The organism is Aequoribacter sp. (genome assembly GCF_965659035.1).
Classification (GTDB): Bacteria; Pseudomonadota; Gammaproteobacteria; order Pseudomonadales; family Halieaceae; genus Aequoribacter.
This window is the reverse complement of the sequence record NZ_CBFHWH010000046.1, coordinates 1-16614: the sequence shown is the minus strand read 5'-3', so window position 1 is coordinate 16614 and position 16614 is coordinate 1. Positions and strand designations below refer to the sequence as shown.

General features: G+C 51.8%; 14 protein-coding genes. 12 read left to right on the top strand and 2 right to left on the bottom strand.

The window, feature by feature from the left end; all coding sequences use genetic code 11:
• Window positions 1-150 precede the first annotated feature (150 nt).
• Together ACTF5Z_RS08020 and ACTF5Z_RS08015 are read left to right on the top strand one after the other, a co-directional pair.
• Window positions 151-2022 (top strand): sigma 54-interacting transcriptional regulator, encoded by a 1872-nt coding sequence (locus ACTF5Z_RS08020; RefSeq protein ID WP_438985191.1) that lies wholly within the window; start codon window positions 151-153, stop codon window positions 2020-2022.
• Window positions 2023-2069: 47 nt separating this feature from the next.
• Window positions 2070-4643 (top strand): TonB-dependent receptor, encoded by a 2574-nt coding sequence (locus tag ACTF5Z_RS08015; RefSeq protein ID WP_438985190.1) that lies wholly within the window; start codon window positions 2070-2072, stop codon window positions 4641-4643.
• Window positions 4644-4889: 246 nt separating this feature from the next.
• Here ACTF5Z_RS08015 and ACTF5Z_RS08010 read toward each other — a convergent pair whose 3' ends face one another.
• Complete coding sequence (locus ACTF5Z_RS08010) at window positions 4890-6158, bottom strand: cytochrome P450 (RefSeq protein ID WP_438985189.1); 1269 nt, start codon at window positions 6156-6158, stop codon at window positions 4890-4892.
• Window positions 6159-6285: 127 nt separating this feature from the next.
• Between ACTF5Z_RS08010 and ACTF5Z_RS08005 the strand changes: the two genes are divergently transcribed.
• From ACTF5Z_RS08005 to ACTF5Z_RS07985, 5 genes are all read left to right on the top strand, one after another.
• The gene (locus ACTF5Z_RS08005) at window positions 6286-6642 is read left to right on the top strand and encodes a thiol-disulfide oxidoreductase DCC family protein (RefSeq protein WP_438985188.1); all 357 of its coding nucleotides are present in this window, start codon (window positions 6286-6288) and stop codon (window positions 6640-6642) included.
• A 1-nt stretch (window position 6643) separates the two neighbouring features.
• Complete coding sequence (locus ACTF5Z_RS08000) at window positions 6644-7354, top strand: SDR family oxidoreductase (protein ID WP_438985187.1); 711 nt, start codon at window positions 6644-6646, stop codon at window positions 7352-7354.
• A complete protein-coding gene (locus ACTF5Z_RS07995; protein ID WP_438985186.1) occupies window positions 7348-7968 on the top strand; it encodes a flavin reductase family protein in 621 nt (206 codons plus the stop codon). Before ACTF5Z_RS08000 ends, ACTF5Z_RS07995 begins: the two co-directional genes overlap by 7 nt.
• Window positions 7969-8114: 146 nt before the next feature.
• A complete protein-coding gene (locus ACTF5Z_RS07990; RefSeq protein ID WP_438985185.1) occupies window positions 8115-8642 on the top strand; it encodes a DUF3833 domain-containing protein in 528 nt (175 codons plus the stop codon).
• Window positions 8642-9070 (top strand): DUF3429 domain-containing protein, encoded by a 429-nt coding sequence (locus ACTF5Z_RS07985; protein ID WP_438985184.1) that lies wholly within the window; start codon window positions 8642-8644, stop codon window positions 9068-9070. Before ACTF5Z_RS07990 ends, ACTF5Z_RS07985 begins: the two co-directional genes overlap by 1 nt.
• Here ACTF5Z_RS07985 and ACTF5Z_RS07980 read toward each other — a convergent pair.
• Window positions 9067-10554, bottom strand: a complete 1488-nt coding sequence (locus ACTF5Z_RS07980) for a protein adenylyltransferase SelO (protein ID WP_438985183.1) — start codon at window positions 10552-10554, stop codon at window positions 9067-9069. The genes ACTF5Z_RS07985 and ACTF5Z_RS07980 overlap by 4 nt on opposite strands.
• 207 nt (window positions 10555-10761) lie before the next feature.
• Here ACTF5Z_RS07980 and ACTF5Z_RS07975 point away from each other — a divergent pair, with 207 nt between their 5' ends.
• The 5 genes from ACTF5Z_RS07975 to ACTF5Z_RS07955 all read left to right on the top strand — a co-directional run.
• Window positions 10762-12543 (top strand): FAD-dependent oxidoreductase, encoded by a 1782-nt coding sequence (locus ACTF5Z_RS07975; RefSeq protein ID WP_438985182.1) that lies wholly within the window; start codon window positions 10762-10764, stop codon window positions 12541-12543.
• Window positions 12540-14411, top strand: a complete 1872-nt coding sequence (locus tag ACTF5Z_RS07970) for a 2-oxoacid:acceptor oxidoreductase subunit alpha (protein ID WP_438985181.1) — start codon at window positions 12540-12542, stop codon at window positions 14409-14411. Before ACTF5Z_RS07975 ends, ACTF5Z_RS07970 begins: the two co-directional genes overlap by 4 nt.
• Window positions 14408-15460 carry a 2-oxoacid:ferredoxin oxidoreductase subunit beta gene (locus ACTF5Z_RS07965; protein ID WP_438985180.1) on the top strand — a complete coding sequence of 351 codons (1053 nt, stop codon included), beginning with the start codon at window positions 14408-14410 and terminating at the stop codon, window positions 15458-15460. The genes ACTF5Z_RS07970 and ACTF5Z_RS07965 overlap by 4 nt, the downstream gene beginning before the upstream one ends.
• A 1-nt stretch (window position 15461) precedes the next feature.
• Window positions 15462-16328, top strand: a complete 867-nt coding sequence (sseA, locus tag ACTF5Z_RS07960; protein ID WP_438985179.1) for a 3-mercaptopyruvate sulfurtransferase — start codon at window positions 15462-15464, stop codon at window positions 16326-16328.
• Between the two features lie 27 nt (window positions 16329-16355).
• Window positions 16356-16614: hypothetical protein (locus ACTF5Z_RS07955; protein ID WP_438985178.1), on the top strand; the 259-nt coding region annotated here is incomplete at its 3' end.

Below are 16614 nucleotides of genomic sequence, written 5' to 3'. Positions count from 1 at the left end.
TCACAACTATCCCACGGTGGTCGTAAGGGATGCTGTGGGTGACCGAAATCTGGATGCCCACGAAGCGAACCTCCACGACCTGCACGCCAAGTATGTGGATGTATTGTCGCTGGAACAGACCCTGCAGCTATTGCCCAAGAGGTTAAAATCATGACCCGCGGTTTGGGCACGACGAAACCTAGAATGTTAATTCTGGGCTTTCGGCGTTTCAGTGAACTGGTGTACTCGGTTGTTGGTAAATACACTCAGCAGATTGATTTGTCGTTCCACGATTTGGGTGCATCGAGTAAGACCAACTTTGATGCCTTGATCGATCGTTATCATCCAGACGTTATTATGAGCGCGGGTGCAAATGCTGCCTATCTTGCGGATACCTTGGCTGTGCCTGTGGTGAGCCAACCGGTAAGAGATGCTGATGTTATCGAAGCCTGTATTAAAGCCAAGCAAGTAAGCTCTAAAGTGCACTTATTCACCTATGCAGAGCCCACCGGGGTTCAGGCGCGCTTGATCGCCCAGCTCGGTGATTTGTTAGGCATTACGGTTATCCATAAGTTTTACCGTACCTCGGATGAGGCCTCCGAGGTGTTCTATTTGTCGTTGGCGGAAAAGCCCGAGGTCGTGGTGGGCCCGAGTTACACCTGCCACATGGCGGAAAAAGAGGGTATCCCATCAATCTTACTCTACAGCCGAGAATCCGCCGAGGACATGATTCAGAACGCGATGGCGGTTGCCCAGCGTTCCCTGCTGCAGGCGCGCCACTCGTATTTGCGCGATCACTTGTTCGAGCAAACTGAAGATTTGCTGTTTTTGCTTGATCCTGAAAAAAACATCTTGGAGCTCAACCCGAAAGCGCAGCAAGCGTTAGGCGAGGCGAGGCGGCTCAATAGCCGCCTGCGTCAATCCTGGCATTTGAACGATATTCAGAATGTTCATACTGAACGGTGGGTGGCACTTGCGAATGACCGCTACCTTCAGATCGTGGATGTACTTGAACATAACGACCATCTTCTGGGTTATTTGGTGCGCTACCGCCCGGTTCAGGCCATGGCTGCGGTAAAGGCGCCATCGATAAAAGCGGCGAATTTTGTGGTGAGTTCGCCGCGTATGAGCAAGGTGGCCTCGCTAGCAAAAACCTATGCTGTGGCGCACGGTGCGGTTTTAATCGTCGGAGAGTCGGGCACGGGTAAAGAACATATCGCTCGAGAGATTCATCGTCATAGCCGCCATGCGAATGGTCCGCTGGTTGCGGTGAACTGCGGTAGCTTGCCCTCTGAATTGTTCGAGAGTGAAATGTTCGGCTACGAAGAGGGCGCCTTTACAAACTCTCGTCGGGGCGGTCATCGCGGGTTGCTAGAGCAAGCCAACAAAGGCGTCCTTTTCTTGGATGAAGTGGCGGAGATGCCGCTGGCGCAACAATCTAAACTTTTGCGTATTTTACAGGACAAAGTGCTCCGTCCGGTAGGTAGCGAGCGCAGCATCCAATTGGATTTAAAAGTTGTAGCAGCAACCAACCGGCCATTGTTTCAGGATGTTGAAGAAGGGCGGTTCCGCGAGGATTTGTACTACCGCTTGAATACCTTTGCCTTGGAAATTCCCCCGCTTCGAGAGCGAAAAGAAGACATATCGGCGATTGCTGCGTATTACTTAGAGGTATTTGCGCAGCAGTACGGTTTGAGTGCCTCGTCGGACGAGATTTATGCAGACCTTAGTGCTCATTTTGAACGTTATCGCTGGCCCGGAAACGTACGCGAGCTTGAGAGTTTTTGCGAGCGTGTTGTCGTGGCGCTGATGGTTGAGCCATCGGGTAATGTCACCGAAGCCTTGCTTCGAGCAAGTTTGCCCGAGCTGTTTAGAGAGGGCGCAGGGTTCACAGCTCCCGGTGCGCTTAAGCAGAATGAGTTGCAGGCCATAGAGTCTGCCATGCAGATGTATGACGGTGATCGACAAGCGGTTGCCGAGCATTTAGGAATAAGCACCACCACCTTGTGGCGGCGCTTGAAGACCTTAGAGCAAGGTCGCTAAGAAGAAAGAAGGTTAGGAGCAATACCCAAAATAGGCAGGAGGATGCCATGAACTTTAGAAGAAAAGTACTAGCGGGGATGTCTTTGTCGTTATTGGCCACCGGATACAGCGGTGTTTCAGTGGCGCAAGCATCTGGATTTACCTTGGAAGAGGTCGTTGTTACGGCTCGGAAACGCGCCGAGAACCTGCAAGAAGTACCGATCGCGGTCACTGCTTTAGGTGAAGACACCATCGAACGCGCGGGTATTGAGCGCGCCGATGATTACATTAGCTTGATTCCCAACGTGACGCTGGTCGATACCGCGAACATTGGTGATACGCAGGTCAGCATTCGCGGTATCGTGTCGACGCGCGACGCAGAATCCACTTTCGCCTATGTTGTGGATGGCGTGTTAAGCACAAACCCGAATAGCTTTAACGAAGAACTGTTCGACGTTCAGCAAATTGAAGTGTTAAAAGGTCCTCAAGGGGCGTTATACGGCCGTAATGCTGTTGCCGGTGCTATTTTGGTGACTACGAAAAAACCTTCAAACGAATTTGAAGCCAAACTCACCGGTGGTATAGCAAACAACAATGCGACAAAAGTGAGTGGCACGGTCAGCGGTCCCATCGTTGAAGACTCTGTCTACGGTCGTTTTTCGTTTAGTAACCGAGAAACCGATGGTTTTTACAAAAATACGTTCACGGGCCAAGATGACGCCGTCGACTTTCTCAAAGACCAAAGCTACCGCGGTCGCGTCATTTGGGATATTAGCGACACGACCAGTCTAGATATCCGCGCTGGTTACAGTAAAGCGGAGGGCGGCGCGATTAACTTCAATGCGGCTTTTGCGATTCCCCAGTTTGTGGCTGTGTTTGGTAGCCCGACCTTTGCCGTTGACGTAAACGATCAGCCGTTTAACTTCGTGTTTAATGTGCCGGGTGAAAACGAACAAGAAACCATGGATCTCGCAATCAAGCTGGATATGGACGCTGGCTTTGCAGATATGACCGCTAGCTTCTCGTACAATGACCTCGAGGAATACTTGTTGTCGGATGGGACCGCGGCGACGTTTTATGGGTACGAAGTGACACCTGCTTGCTTGGCAGATCGTGCGTCATTGAATAGCTTTACCAGCGATTTCTTTGGTCCCGCTTTCCAGCCTTTCGGTGTTTTGCCACCCTCGGGCAGCGGCGCCGGGTACGATCCCTTTGCTGATGACGCGAACTTTGCCGGTGTCTACGGCCCATACACACCGTTAAGCTGTGACGGTTACCAGTATCAAGAGCGCAATCAGACGGACATGTCGATTGATGTACGTTTTACCAGCAAAGAAGATTCCGATGTTCGTTGGATCGCTGGCTTTTACCTAGCGGAAATCGAGCGTGAGGTTGTGGTTGCCTATGGTGCTGATACCGGCGCGGGCTTTTTGCGTCAGCCCTACGTGCCTGCAACTGGGCCCAACCCGACCGATTTATTGTTCTGGGATGATTTTGACACTTCCGTGGCTTCGGTCTATGGGCAGGTTGAGTTCGATATCAACGACACCATGGAATTGGCTTTTGCTTTGCGCTACGACTATGAATCGCGTGACGTGAACAACAAGGTGCCTAACGTAGCCGGTTCCGGTTTAAATGTGAATTTATTGGACGGCAACTTCCAAGCACTGCCGATCAATGCTGCCTTGGCTAATTTCCCTAATGGTATCCCCAATCGTAGCGAGTCATTCTCGCAGCTGCAGCCCAAGGTCACTTGGAGCTGGCAGGCCAGCGATGAAATCAACGTCTATGCCAGCTATGGCGTGGGGTTCCGCAGCGGTGGGTTTAACTCGGTAGGGACCGAAGACACCTTGAACTTCTGGTTTAACGCAGGCTACGGCGGCCCAGGTGAGGCCGTTGGTGCTGGTATTTCAGTGCCCGACGCCTACGATAAAGAGGTCTCTACCAACATCGAGTTAGGTGCGAAAGGCGAATTCATGGATCGCCGATTGCGCGTCAACGCGGCACTATTCCGAACCAGCGTCGATGACAACCAGTTCTTCGAGTTCTTCGCTGGCCCCTTCGGTTTGTTGCGAAGCGTGACGACGATTGATGAGCTGTACATCGAAGGTTTTGAAGCGGACGTGAACTTCGTGGTGAACGAAGAGATCAGCCTGTTCGGTGGCATCGGTTTGATGAGCTCTGAAATTGAAGCGAACCGCCATCGCCCGCTGAGCGTGGGTAACGATGTGCCACAAGCGCCCGAAAAGACCGCAACTCTGGGTGCCCAGTATGTCAAGCAATTGGGTGAGGGTCTGGAGTTGAGCGTTCGTGCCGACTGGCAGTATACCGGCGCCATGTGGTTCCACACCTTGCAAGGTGAGCCATCACCAACGGTTTGGAACTTTTTGCTGGGTGCACCAGTGTTTGACTCCGACTTCTTAGATCCAGCGACGGGTTCAAACGCTCAGCGCGACGCCTACGATACGCTCAACTTGCGCATCAGCTTGTCGGGTGAACAGTGGTCGGTAACCGCATGGGGCAAGAACATCACCGATGAACTCTACCTGCAAGAAGTGATTCCTGCGCCTGAGTTCGGCGGCACATTTAACCACCCATCAGCGCAAGCCGCTTATGGGGTGGATTTTAGCTACCGTTTCTGAGTAAGACAGTAACCATCAGCCCGCCTCGGCGGGCTTTTTTTTGCCCGCTAGATTTTGGTGTTCGAGAACTTACAAGAACATCTTTTGCGGGAGGATAGGTTAACCTTCGTCCCTTGGTGTCACTGATTGCTTGGCTGGACCACGAGGTGTACACCTGCACTTAGCAGTGCTTACTCGGCGCTACAGCGTCAGGTGGTGGCGAATAAAGAGAGAACAGGCCACCGCATTGCGATGGCCTAAAACCGTCTAGGCTTTTTTGTGCAGTATCACTGGAAGTTCGGTAATACCTCGGACGAACACGCTAAGCCCTCGTTTTGCTTCACCGACGACCTCGACACGGTCGAAGCGAGCGAGGATTTCTTCCCATAGGATTTTAAGCTGCATCTCCGCCAGACGGTTGCCCATACAGCGGTGTATACCAAATCCGAACGCCAAATGGCGACGCAGATTGTCTCGGTTGAGATTAAACTGATCGGCGTCGGGGAACACGCTTTCATCGCGATTACCCGAGATGTACCACATAACCACCTTGTCGCCGGCTTTGATGGTTTTGCCGGCAAGTACGGTATCCATTTTGGCTTTGCGGCGCATGTGCGCCAGCGGTGTTTGCCAGCGAATGGTTTCACTGACCATGCTTTCGATTAAACCCTGATCGGCTTTAACCTGTGCGAATTGCTCAGGGTTTTGGTGCATAGCAAGCACGCTGGATGACATCGTATTGCGGGTCGTGTCGTTGCCGCCCACAATCAGAAGAATCAGGTTGCCTAAGTACTCCATCGTGTCCATATTTTTGGTGCTTTCGCCGTGCGCTAGCATCGACACAAAGTCGAATTTTGGTGGCTGGTTGACACGCTCATTCCACAGCTCAATAAACCGTGTGGCGCACTCTAAAAGCTCTTCTTTGCGTTGATCTTCCGTGTCGATAATACCGGCACCGGGGGTGGCTGTTGCGACATCAGACCAACGCTTTAATCGGGCCCGTTCCTCATAAGGAAAATCAAACAAAGTTGCCAACATGCGGGTTGTCAGTTCAACCGATACTTTTTCTACCCAGTCGAATTCTTCGCCGATGGGCAGCTCGTCCAGCACCGATTGAGTGCGCTCACGAATGAGCTTTTCGAAGTTGGGTAAGTTGGCTGGGCCGACGACCGGTGCTACCTCGCGTCGTTGCTGGTCGTGTTTGGGGCGATCCATAGCGATAAACATGGGTAAATCGAAATCTTCCAAAGGTTCGCCGATGGTGATTATGGGTTCTGATGAGAACACATCGTGCGCTAGGTCGACTGCCATAATATCTTCGTAGCGCGTCACTGACCAATAGGGACCGAAATTGGAGTCTTCGGTGTAGTGTACGGGGTCGTCGGCTCGGAGTCTTGCAAACCAAGGTAATTCTTTGCCTGCCTGGAACAGGAAGGGGTTGGCCGGGTCAACCTCGTCGATAGGGATAGTGAACGGGTCAATTGCGACCGCGTCACGCGGGAAATTATTAATATCTTCGAATTTTCTTTCAGCCATTGTTACCTCCACAAGTAGGCAATGATCTTTATTGTTCGCAATGCTTGCTTGAGTCTAAACCCAGTGTTCGGCCATTTATAGGTCTGTTTGCGCCAATCGTGCGTATAGTTTTGGAAATGGAGGAAGTATGTCAGCGGTACTTTATTACGACGGTTTGTGCCCTTTGTGTGCGAAAGAGATGCGCCTATTGCGGCGTTTGAAGACAGAATCATTGCAGCTTGTCGATGTTCACGCAGCAAATTTGAGTGAAGATGAGAAGGCAAAACGGTTACAGGTTTTACACTTGGAAGTAGCCCCCGGAAACTACCTGCTTGGCGTAGAGGCGTCGGTGGCGGCGTGGTCATATACTTCTGTTGGTTGGATCCTTCGTCCTTTACAGTGGCGCGTTTTTGCGCCGCTGGTGAAAGCCATTTACGCGCGTTGGGCTAAGCGGCGTTACGAAAAATTGTACGGCTGTTCTGCCGACTTAGGTTGCGAGAGATAATATGGATGCGCGTGACTACGTGATAGTCGGTTACGGCGGTATTGGCTCGGGTGTGCTAGAGCAAATCTTGCAGTGTGCCGAGGTTGAAAAAGTGGTTGTATTGTCTCGGTCAGCGCATCGTCATGCGGATCCGCGTGTGCAGTTCCGGCAAGAGGATACGAGTTGTTCTGAGACCCTCGCTCATGTATTTGCCGACGTGTCGAGCCCGTGTTGTGTGATCAATACTATCGGGCTTTTACACGGGGATAACATCATGCCAGAGAAGCGTCTGGCAGATGTGCGCAAAGAGGCGTTGCTGCGCTCTATCGAGGTAAACACCTATTCGACCATTGCTCTCGCGCAGGCGATTGAGCAGAACTTTTCGCGCAAACAGGCCGTCACCCTAGTGGCACTTTCTGCGCGGGTGGGGTCGATCGGTGATAACAGATTGGGCGGGTGGCTAAGTTACCGAGTCTCGAAGGCCGCATTGAACATGGCGATTCGCACTGTCAGCGTGGAATGGCGTCGAACGCGTCCTCTGAACGCGGTAGTTGCGTATCATCCGGGCACGGTCGATACCGGTTTGTCGCAGCCATTTCAGGGTTCGGTACCCGAGGGGAAGCTGTTCAGTAGCGAGCAGGCCGGCAAATACTTGCTGGATGTGGTTAAACAATTAGGGGCCGATGACAGCGGCTCCTTTAAGGCTTGGGATGGGAGTGATATAGCGTGGTAGGGCAGTGGTACGACAGTGAAGCAATTGCAAGTTGGGGGCAACGATTCAGGGCGTCATTGATCAACAGTATAAGTGGCTACAAGCCCGCAAATTTGATTGGTACTGATGACGCGACTTCGGGTGAGAACTTGGCGATTATGAGCTCGGTCGTACACTTAGGTGCTGCACCACCGTTGCTCGGACTCGTAATACGCCCTGATAGCGTTGACCGTCACACACTTCGCAATATTCGCAGTAGCGGCTGTTATACGATTAACCACGTTGCCAGCGGTTATTTTAAAGCGGCGCATCAGACTGCCGCGCGCTACCCAGATGAAGTCTCAGAGTTTGATGCCGTCGGGTTAACACCGCAACGCCTTTGGGGTTTTGCGGCCCCGTTTGTCGCAGAGGCTCCGATCAAAATCGGACTCGAACTGCGGCAAGAAATACCCATTGAGCTTAATGGCACGCACTTTATCATCGGCGAAGTGGTTCATTTGTTTGTCGGCGATTCCTTGGTCAGTGACCAAGGAGATCTCGATTTGGAAAAGGCGGGGGTAGTGGCGCTGTCTGGATTAGACCGTTATTACCGTACTGAATTAATCGACAAATTACCTTACGCGAAACCGACGTAAAAAAATCGGTGAATCGAGTGATCCGCCCAAATACTCGAGGCGTAACAAGAGCAAGTTCCCTACAGCCATCTCATCCACCCCCCCCCTTTTTTGAGAGATGGCTTTGTACCCCGGCGATGCCGGGGTTTTTTTGTAAGGAGTTCAGCATGAAAACCCTACCTGTTGTGTTAGCCATGTTGTTGTCAGCTTGTAGTAGCGTTGGCGTGAATCAATACGCCAACAATCAACCCGCGTTTATCGCCACTGATTTTTTCAATGGTCGCTTGGTGGCGCATGGAATGCTTAAAGACTTTAAGGGCCAAGTAACACGTCGATTCGTTGCCGATATTGATGCTTATTGGAATGACGAAGGTGTGGGTACTCTTGACGAATATTTCACGTTCGATGACGGTGAAAAACAGCGTCGAGTCTGGACTTTAACGCCCGACGGCTCAGGGTCATATATCGGAACTGCTGGGGATGTGGTCGGACCGGCGCAGTTAGAGTTTGCCGGCAACAGCCTGTTTTTGGAGTATGTTTTGCGCATACCTTATGGCGACGGCACGCTGGATTTGACTGTTGATGACCGAATGTACCTAATTGACGAGGCGACTCTGCTGAACGAGTCGGCTTTGCGTAAATTTGGTATCAAGGTGGGTGAGCTTACCCTCGTTATTCGGAAGGACCCTCGGTAATGCCCCGAGCTAGTTGGCTGCTGGGGTTGGCGGGACTCATACCGTTCGTTGCGGGACTGTTGGCGTTTATCTACTTAGAGGATTACCCAAAAGCGCTTGGGCAACATACGTTTTTGCTGTACTCGCTTGCCATTATCTCGTTTTTGGCGGGTACTACCTGGGGGTGGGCGCAAGCGGCGCGTCCCCGTGATGGGGGTATTCAACTATTGGTGAGCAATGGCATCGTCATTTTTGCGGTTCTCGCCATGTTAACGGCTAATCCGTTTTGGGCTCTAATTTTGCTTGCCGCAGCGTACTTAGTATTTTTGGGCTACGAGCGCAGAGTGCTTGAGCAGACAAACGATTACCGCCGCATGCGAGCGACTCTGACCATGTTGGTGGTAACGCTGCATGGCTTCATGGTTGCGGCACTTTCCTTGGAAGCCTAAGTGCCACAGAAGGTTCGGCCAAGCCATTCGCCCGGTTCTGGGCCACGAAGATCCTCGGCACTGAGATCTTTCAGAGAAGGTCTTGAGGTGTAAAGCCTAAATAGGCTCGACATTTCTGTGTCGCTACCTTGCTCGGCGCTTTTAATGGCCGCTTCAATTTGGTGGTTTCTGGGTATGATGAGCGGATTGCTTGCGTCATCCTGCCACTGGCCCTGCTCGAAAGCGGCCTCGTTCCAGAAGCGCTCAAGGCTTGCGTGCTGCGGTAACGCGCTCCGAACCAAATGTATACGGTCATGGTCGTCTTTTGATAGCGCCTCAATCAGTGCAAAGCTGAGAGTAAAGTCTAGCGAGTGCTCCTCTAAGAAGTTAAGGAAGGGCTCGATGGTGCTCTGATACACGTTGTGGTCTTGACGTAGCCCCAGTTTAGCGGCAAACAGTGAATTGCGATGCGTCTCAAAAGTCGGCTCAAAGGTACGTAAAATGGTTTCGGCCTCGGCGACTTTATGGTCATCGGTGCCGGGCCAAATGGGTAGTAAAGCCTCTGCTAAGCGCGCTAGGTTCCACAAGGCGATGTTCGGTTGCTGCGCGTAGCGGTAACGCCCACCGGTATCAATTGAAGAAAACACCTGCTGCCACGCAAACGCATCCTGGAATGCGCAGGGACCGTAATCGAGAGTCAAACCGCCAATTGACATGTTGTCGGTATTCATGACGCCATGAATGAATCCAATCGACATCCATTTAGCGACCAATTGAGCGGTGCGTTCCGTGACGAGTTGCAGCAAGTGTTGCGGTGTTTGGAGCTCTGCGGCTATCTGCGGATAATGTCGAGCAAAGGCCAATGCCATCAGTGCGTTCAATGCCTCTTCATCTTGTCGCGCCGCGGCGAATTGGAATGACCCAAAACGTAGGTGACTGGGCGCGACCCTCACGAGAATGCCGCCGGGTTGTAAGCGGTCTCGGATAACAGTGTCGCCTGTTCGCAAAGCCATTAAAGCCCGAGTCGTGGGCACGCCTAGCGCATGCATCGCTTCACTGACTAAGTACTCGCGAATCACGGGCCCGAGTGCCGAGCGGCCATCACCTCCCCGCGAGTAGGGCGTGGGCCCAGCACCTTTAAGCTGGATTTCCTGTACTTGGCCGTCATGGTCTATGGTCTCACCGAGCAGGAGCGCACGCCCATCGCCGAGTTGAGGATTATATTGACCAAATTGGAATCCGGCATACACGGTGGCTACCGACGCGTAGTCAGTAGATTTGGCGTTGCCAGAAAAAAAGTCGAGTCCTTCACGTGACAGAATCCACTCATGGTTTAGGCCAAGCTGCTCCCCAAGAAGCTCGTTAATCGCCAAAAAGTGGGGTGCCGAAACTGGCGATGGGGCGCATCGATGGTACAGCTGTTCGGGTAATCGCTGGTAAGACTGCTTCAGTTTCATGGAGGCGTTCCAAGCGTTGTGGCTCAAGATTTGAAATAGTAAGGACAAAGCGTGTTCGTATAAAGAACGTTTTAATATTTCTGAACACGCTGTTCACACATTGGGTGGGCCAATGTTGCACAAAAAGCGATCAAGAGGGGTGTAAAACAGATATGTGAATATGTCACAATGCTGGGCTAAAAATAAGGCGGTAACGACGGCGATTCGTCCCCCAAAAATTAGAGTAAATATCGCCCCCAACCGACAGGTAGCGAAGTGAATCCTACAGATGTAAGCAACCCCGAATATTTCCACAAAGTTGTGGATTGCCAATACGCGTGCCCAGCGCATACTCCTGTGCCCGAGTACATCCGTTTAATTGCCCAACAGCGCTACACTGAGGCTTATATGATTAACTGGGAATCTAACGTGTTTCCCGGTGTGTTGGGGCGCACCTGTGACCGTCCGTGCGAGCCGGCGTGTCGCCGTGGGCGTATCGATGAAGAACCCGTTGCTATTTGCCGTTTAAAACGTGTGGCGGCCGATAACAAAGACTCCATCGCCGATCGATTGCCACAGATACCCGAACAGAAAAACGGCAAGCGAATTGCTTGTATTGGCGGCGGGCCCGCATCGTTAACTGTGGCTCGCGACTTAATGCCTCTGGGGTATAGCATCGATATCTACGACAATCAGCGAGCTGCTGGCGGTATGATGCGAAGTCAGATCCCATCGTTCCGGTTACCTGAAACCGTCCTGAACGAAGAGGTAAATTTTATTCTAGACATGGGCGTCACGACGTTTTTAGAAACAGAGGTCACCAGCATGGCCTCAATTCTAGAGAAGAACTACGACGCTGTATTCGTGGGTACCGGAGCCCCAAAAGGTAAGTTGCTGAATTTGCCTGGCTTAGAAGAAGCGGGTAGTGCGGTTTACATCGGTATTCAGTGGTTGGCCAATGTAGCGTTTGGTCACACCGAGCATGTCGGTAAAAAGGTGATTGTGTTGGGTGGTGGTAACACCGCCATGGATTGCTGCCGAACAGCTAAACGCTTAGGTGGTGAAGATGTTCGCGTGGTGGTTCGCAGCCCATACGCTGACATGAAGGCCTCGCCATGGGAGAAAGAGGATGCTCAGCACGAGGGTATCCCGATTTTTGATAACCACACTCCGAAAGAGTTCGTGGTTGAGGACGGCAAGCTCACAGGGATGCTGTTCGAGAAAGTGGAGGCCGTTTATGACGAGAGCGGCAAGCGCAGTTTGGTCCCAACCGGCGAAGACTTGGTGTTTATGGAAGCCGATGTCGTACTCATGGCGATTGGTCAAGAAAATGCCTTCCCATGGGTGGAGCGAAACTTGGGGATCGACTTTGATCAATGGGATATGCCAAAGCTCGATAAGGTGAGTTTTCAATCGACTCGTCCGAATGTGTTCTTTGGTGGCGACGCTGCATTTGGTCCCGAGAACGTCATTACGGCAGTAGCGCAAGGCCATCAGGCCGCGGTCAGCATTGATTTGTTCTGTCAGGGTAAAGATTTGCATGTGCGACCGGACCCTCACACCAATTTAGTCAGCACGAAAATGGGTGTACATGAATGGAATTACGACAACGCTGTTGAGATTGACGACCGTTACGTTGTTCCACTCGTGGATCTCGACAAGGCGCTCAGTGACCGCAAAGTGGAGGTGGAATTAGGGTTCGATCGAGAAACCGGTTTTAAAGAAGCCGAGCGCTGCCTGAACTGTGACGTGCAGACGATCTTTGATGAAACACGCTGCATCGAATGTGATGCCTGTGTCGACATATGTCCGACAGATTGCATTACCTTTACAGCCAATGAAGACGACGAGTCGGTACTTCGTTCTAAGCTAACCGGTCCTGCGCATAATTTGGCGACGGACTTGTACGTATCGGCCGAATTGCCAACTGCGCGGGTCATGGTTAAAGACGAAAATATTTGCTTGCACTGTGGGCTGTGTGCCGAGCGCTGCCCAACCACTGCATGGGATATGCAAAAGTACTTTTACTCGGTTTCTAAAGCAGGGCAAGCAGCATGAATGCGTCAGTAGCACCGATCAAAGCGGTCAATGACTTTGTCATTAAATTCGCCAACGTTAACGGCACAGGTTCGGCCAGTGCCAACAACTTGTTCGCCAAAGCCTTGTTTCGCATGGGTTTGCCGGTCAGTCCCAAGAATATTTTTCCCTCTAATATTCAAGGTTTGCCCACGTGGTATGAAGTACGGGTCTCCGAAAAGGGCTATCTTGGTCGTCGAGGCGGCGTGGACATCATGTTGTCGGTTAACCCCCAGAGTATGGCTGCCGATATCCAAGAAGTAGAGCCGGGCGGTTATTTTATCTATGACAACACCAAAGCGCTGGACCTTCGATTGCACCGTGCGGATATTACCTTTATCGGTATTCCACTAACTGCAATTTGTAACGAACAGTACAAAGATCCTCGTCAGCGTCAGTTGTTTAAAAACGTGATCTATGTGGGCGCTTTAGCGGCCTTGCTGGATATGGACTTCAAGGTTCTAAGTGCCTTGGTGAGCGACCAGTTTAAGGGCAAAGAAAAGTTGGTATTGCCCAATATTGCTGCGTTGGAATTGGGGCATCAGTACGCCAAAGAGCATTTTGACTGCCCAATCAGCATTCGTGTCGAAACACGCGATGCGGTGGGCGATAGTATACTGCTGGACGGCAATACCGCACTCGGTTTGGGCGCAGTGTACGGCGGTGCCACTGTTGCGGCCTGGTATCCGATTACGCCGTCGACCTCGGTCGTTGATGCCTTTGATAAGTACGCTAAGCGTATGCGCATCAATGCCGGTACTGGTGAACACAACTATGCGATTGTTCAGGCTGAAGATGAATTGGCCGCAATTGGCATGGTGATTGGCGCAAGCTGGAACGGCGCGCGCGCATTCACGGCGACCAGTGGACCTGGCTTGTCGTTGATGAGCGAATTTTTGGGCCTTGCCTATTTTGCGGAAATTCCCACGGTATTAATCGATGTTCAGCGCGCTGGTCCATCGACGGGTATGCCTACCCGAACGCAGCAATCGGACGTGCTGTCGGCCGCTTATGCGAGTCACGGTGATACCAAGCAAGTGCTTCTGTTCCCATCATCACCCGCGGAATGTTTCGAGTTTGGCGCGCAGAGTTTCGATTTGGCTGAACGTCTACAAACGCCCATCATTTTAATGACAGACCTCGACTTGGGTATGAATGACAACATGTCGCCGCCTTTGCGCTGGGATGACGAGCGCACTTATGACCGCGGTAAGGTCTTAACGGCAGAGCAGCTTGATAGCATGGAAAAATTCGGTCGTTACCTCGATGTCGACGGTGATGCCATTTGTTATCGCACCTATCCCGGCGCGCACCCAAGCAAAGGGACCTTCTTTACACGGGGTACCTCGCGCGATGAATATGCGATTTACACTGAAAAAGGTGAAGAGTACGAGAAGAACATGCTGCGTTTGATGCGCAAGTGGGAGACCATTAAAGATTACGTCCCCGCGCCCGAATTCAAGCCCGCTGCGCAAAAGACCGACTTAGGGGTTATCTATTACGGAACCAGCGAAGCATCAACCGTTGAGGCGCTTGATTACCTGGCAGACGAGGGCGTTTACGTGGATGCGATGCGCGTTCGTTCCTTCCCTTTTAACGACGATGTTGAGGCCTTTATCGAGCAGCACGATCGCGTATTCGTGGTAGAACAAAACCGTGATGCACAGTTGCGCACCTTGTTAATGGCCGAATTCGAATTTGGCCCAGACAAGTTGAAGTCAGTCTTGTGTTTTGATGGCACACCCATTAGCGCTAGAAATATTAAAAAGCAAATTAAGCAACAACTACCCGGTTCGAATGTGACGCCATTTCAACGTCGATTCCGTCGTGCACAAGGGGGTGCAGCATGAGTTATCAGATTCCAAAGTTTCGTCATCCTGAGCTACCCAGAAATGAATTGGGCTACACAAAAGCGGATTACGAAGGGTCTATCTCTACCTTGTGTGCGGGCTGTGGTCACGACTCAATTAGCGGTGCGATCATCAAAGCGGTTCATGAGTTAAGCATTGAGCCTCATAAAATTGCCAAACTCTCGGGTATTGGCTGTTCGTCTAAATCGCCTACGTATTTCTTGGGTAAATCGCACGGTTTTAACAGTGTCCATGGTCGTATGCCGTCGGTGGTAACGGGTGCTGCAATGGCCAATCGCGATTTGCTGTACTTGGGCGTCTCTGGCGATGGCGACACCGCATCGATTGGTCTGGGTCAATACGGCCACGTAGCGCGCCGTAACCTTAATATGGTCTATATCGTCATGAACAACGGTTGTTATGGTCTGACCAAAGGTCAAGATTCAGCGACCGCCGACGAGGGTTCTATCAGCAAAAAGGGAGAGCCCAATCCTTTCGGTTCGATTGATTTACCCGCCGTAGCCCTACAACTTGGTGCGACCTTTGTGGCGCGAAGTTTTTCGGGTGACAAGGAGCAGTTGGTTCCGCTTATTAAGGCTGCGATGTCACATCGCGGCTTTGCGCTGATTGATGTGGTATCGCCTTGTGTAACCTTTAACAATACGCCCGGTTCGACGAAAAGCTACGAATACACTCGCGAGCATATGGAAGCCACTGGCACTGTTGATTTCGTACCCATGCACGAAGAAATTACGACTAAGTACGATCCGGGCAAAACGCGCGATGTTACGATGCACGACGGTTCGGTCATTCGCTTGAAGAAAGTCGACGACAGTTTTGATCCATTTGACCGGATGTCGGCTATGGTGGCGCTAGAAAATAGCCGTCAGTCGGGGCAGATATTGACGGGTCTGCTTTACATGGACAAACAGTCGCGCGATTTGCACGAAGCCTTGGCGACCTCCAAACGCCCTTTGAATCAGCTCACCGAAACCGAGCTGTGCCCTGGCAGCAAAGTGCTGGAGCAAATCAACCAGAGCCTGCGCTAGGATGGCGACTCTGGAATCGGCATTAATTTCTCCTAAGGCGCTCTTCGAGCGCCTTTCTTTTGGCCAGGTGTGCGTGATTGACGCCAGCTGGTATCTGCCAGCAATGGGGCGTGATCCGGTCGCCGAATACCGTGAACACCACATTCCTGGTGCCGCTTACTACGACCTGGATTATTGGAGTGCACCTGACAGCGATTTGCCCCACACATTGCCCTCTCCAGAGTGGTTTACCCAAGGCATGCAGGCGTGTGGTTTACATACCGGAATGATGGTTGTGGTTTATGACGGTGCTGGTGTTTTTTCAGCACCGCGTCTGTGGTGGTTGCTGAAAAGCTTTGGGTACGACAGTGTCAAGGTGTTGAACGGTGGTCTGCCTGCCTGGTTGCGCGAGGGCTTGCCGGTGGAGTCTGGCACCCCTGAAATTCCAAAGGGGAATTACCAAGTGAGCGCTCTGGCGTCCGGTTTTGTCAGCGCCAATCAAGTGTTGGGCCTTGTACAGGGTAGGGGTACAGCGCAAATAGCTGACGCTCGATCAGCAGGACGTTTTAGTGGCAGCGAACCGGAGCCAAGAGCCGGCCTGCGTAGCGGACATATCCCCACCTCATGCAACGTGCCTTATGGTTCTTTGCTCGATGATGCTGGGCAGTTGCTTCCGGTAGAGACCTTACAGCAAATCTGGCTTGGACAAGGTATCAATCAAGAGTCGTCGGTGATTACCAGTTGTGGTAGTGGAATCAGTGCTTGTGTGCTGGCGCTATCGTTGCACGAGTGTGGTATTACGAAGATATCGGTGTATGATGGCTCGTGGTCGGAGTGGGGTAGTCGAGACGATTTACCTGTCGTTTGCACTGATGCTCGAACGCAGTAGTTTGCCGCAGTTAAGTGAGTTAGTCGTGTGTCAGAAGATTATTTAGGGGCTTTGTCGCGTTTTGCTATTGAATCTGCTCATGTGCAGACGGTAGATGATGTGCTTTGGCTTTTGACTAACGATATTGTTGCGTCTTTAGGTTTTGAAGATTGCGTTGTCTACCTTACGGATGCAACGGATTCCAACCTTAAACAAGTTGCTGCGTTTGGCAACAAGTCGACACAATCCCATGTGATAGACAACCCGATTAGCCTGGCTTTTGGTCAAGGTATCACGGGGCGTGCCG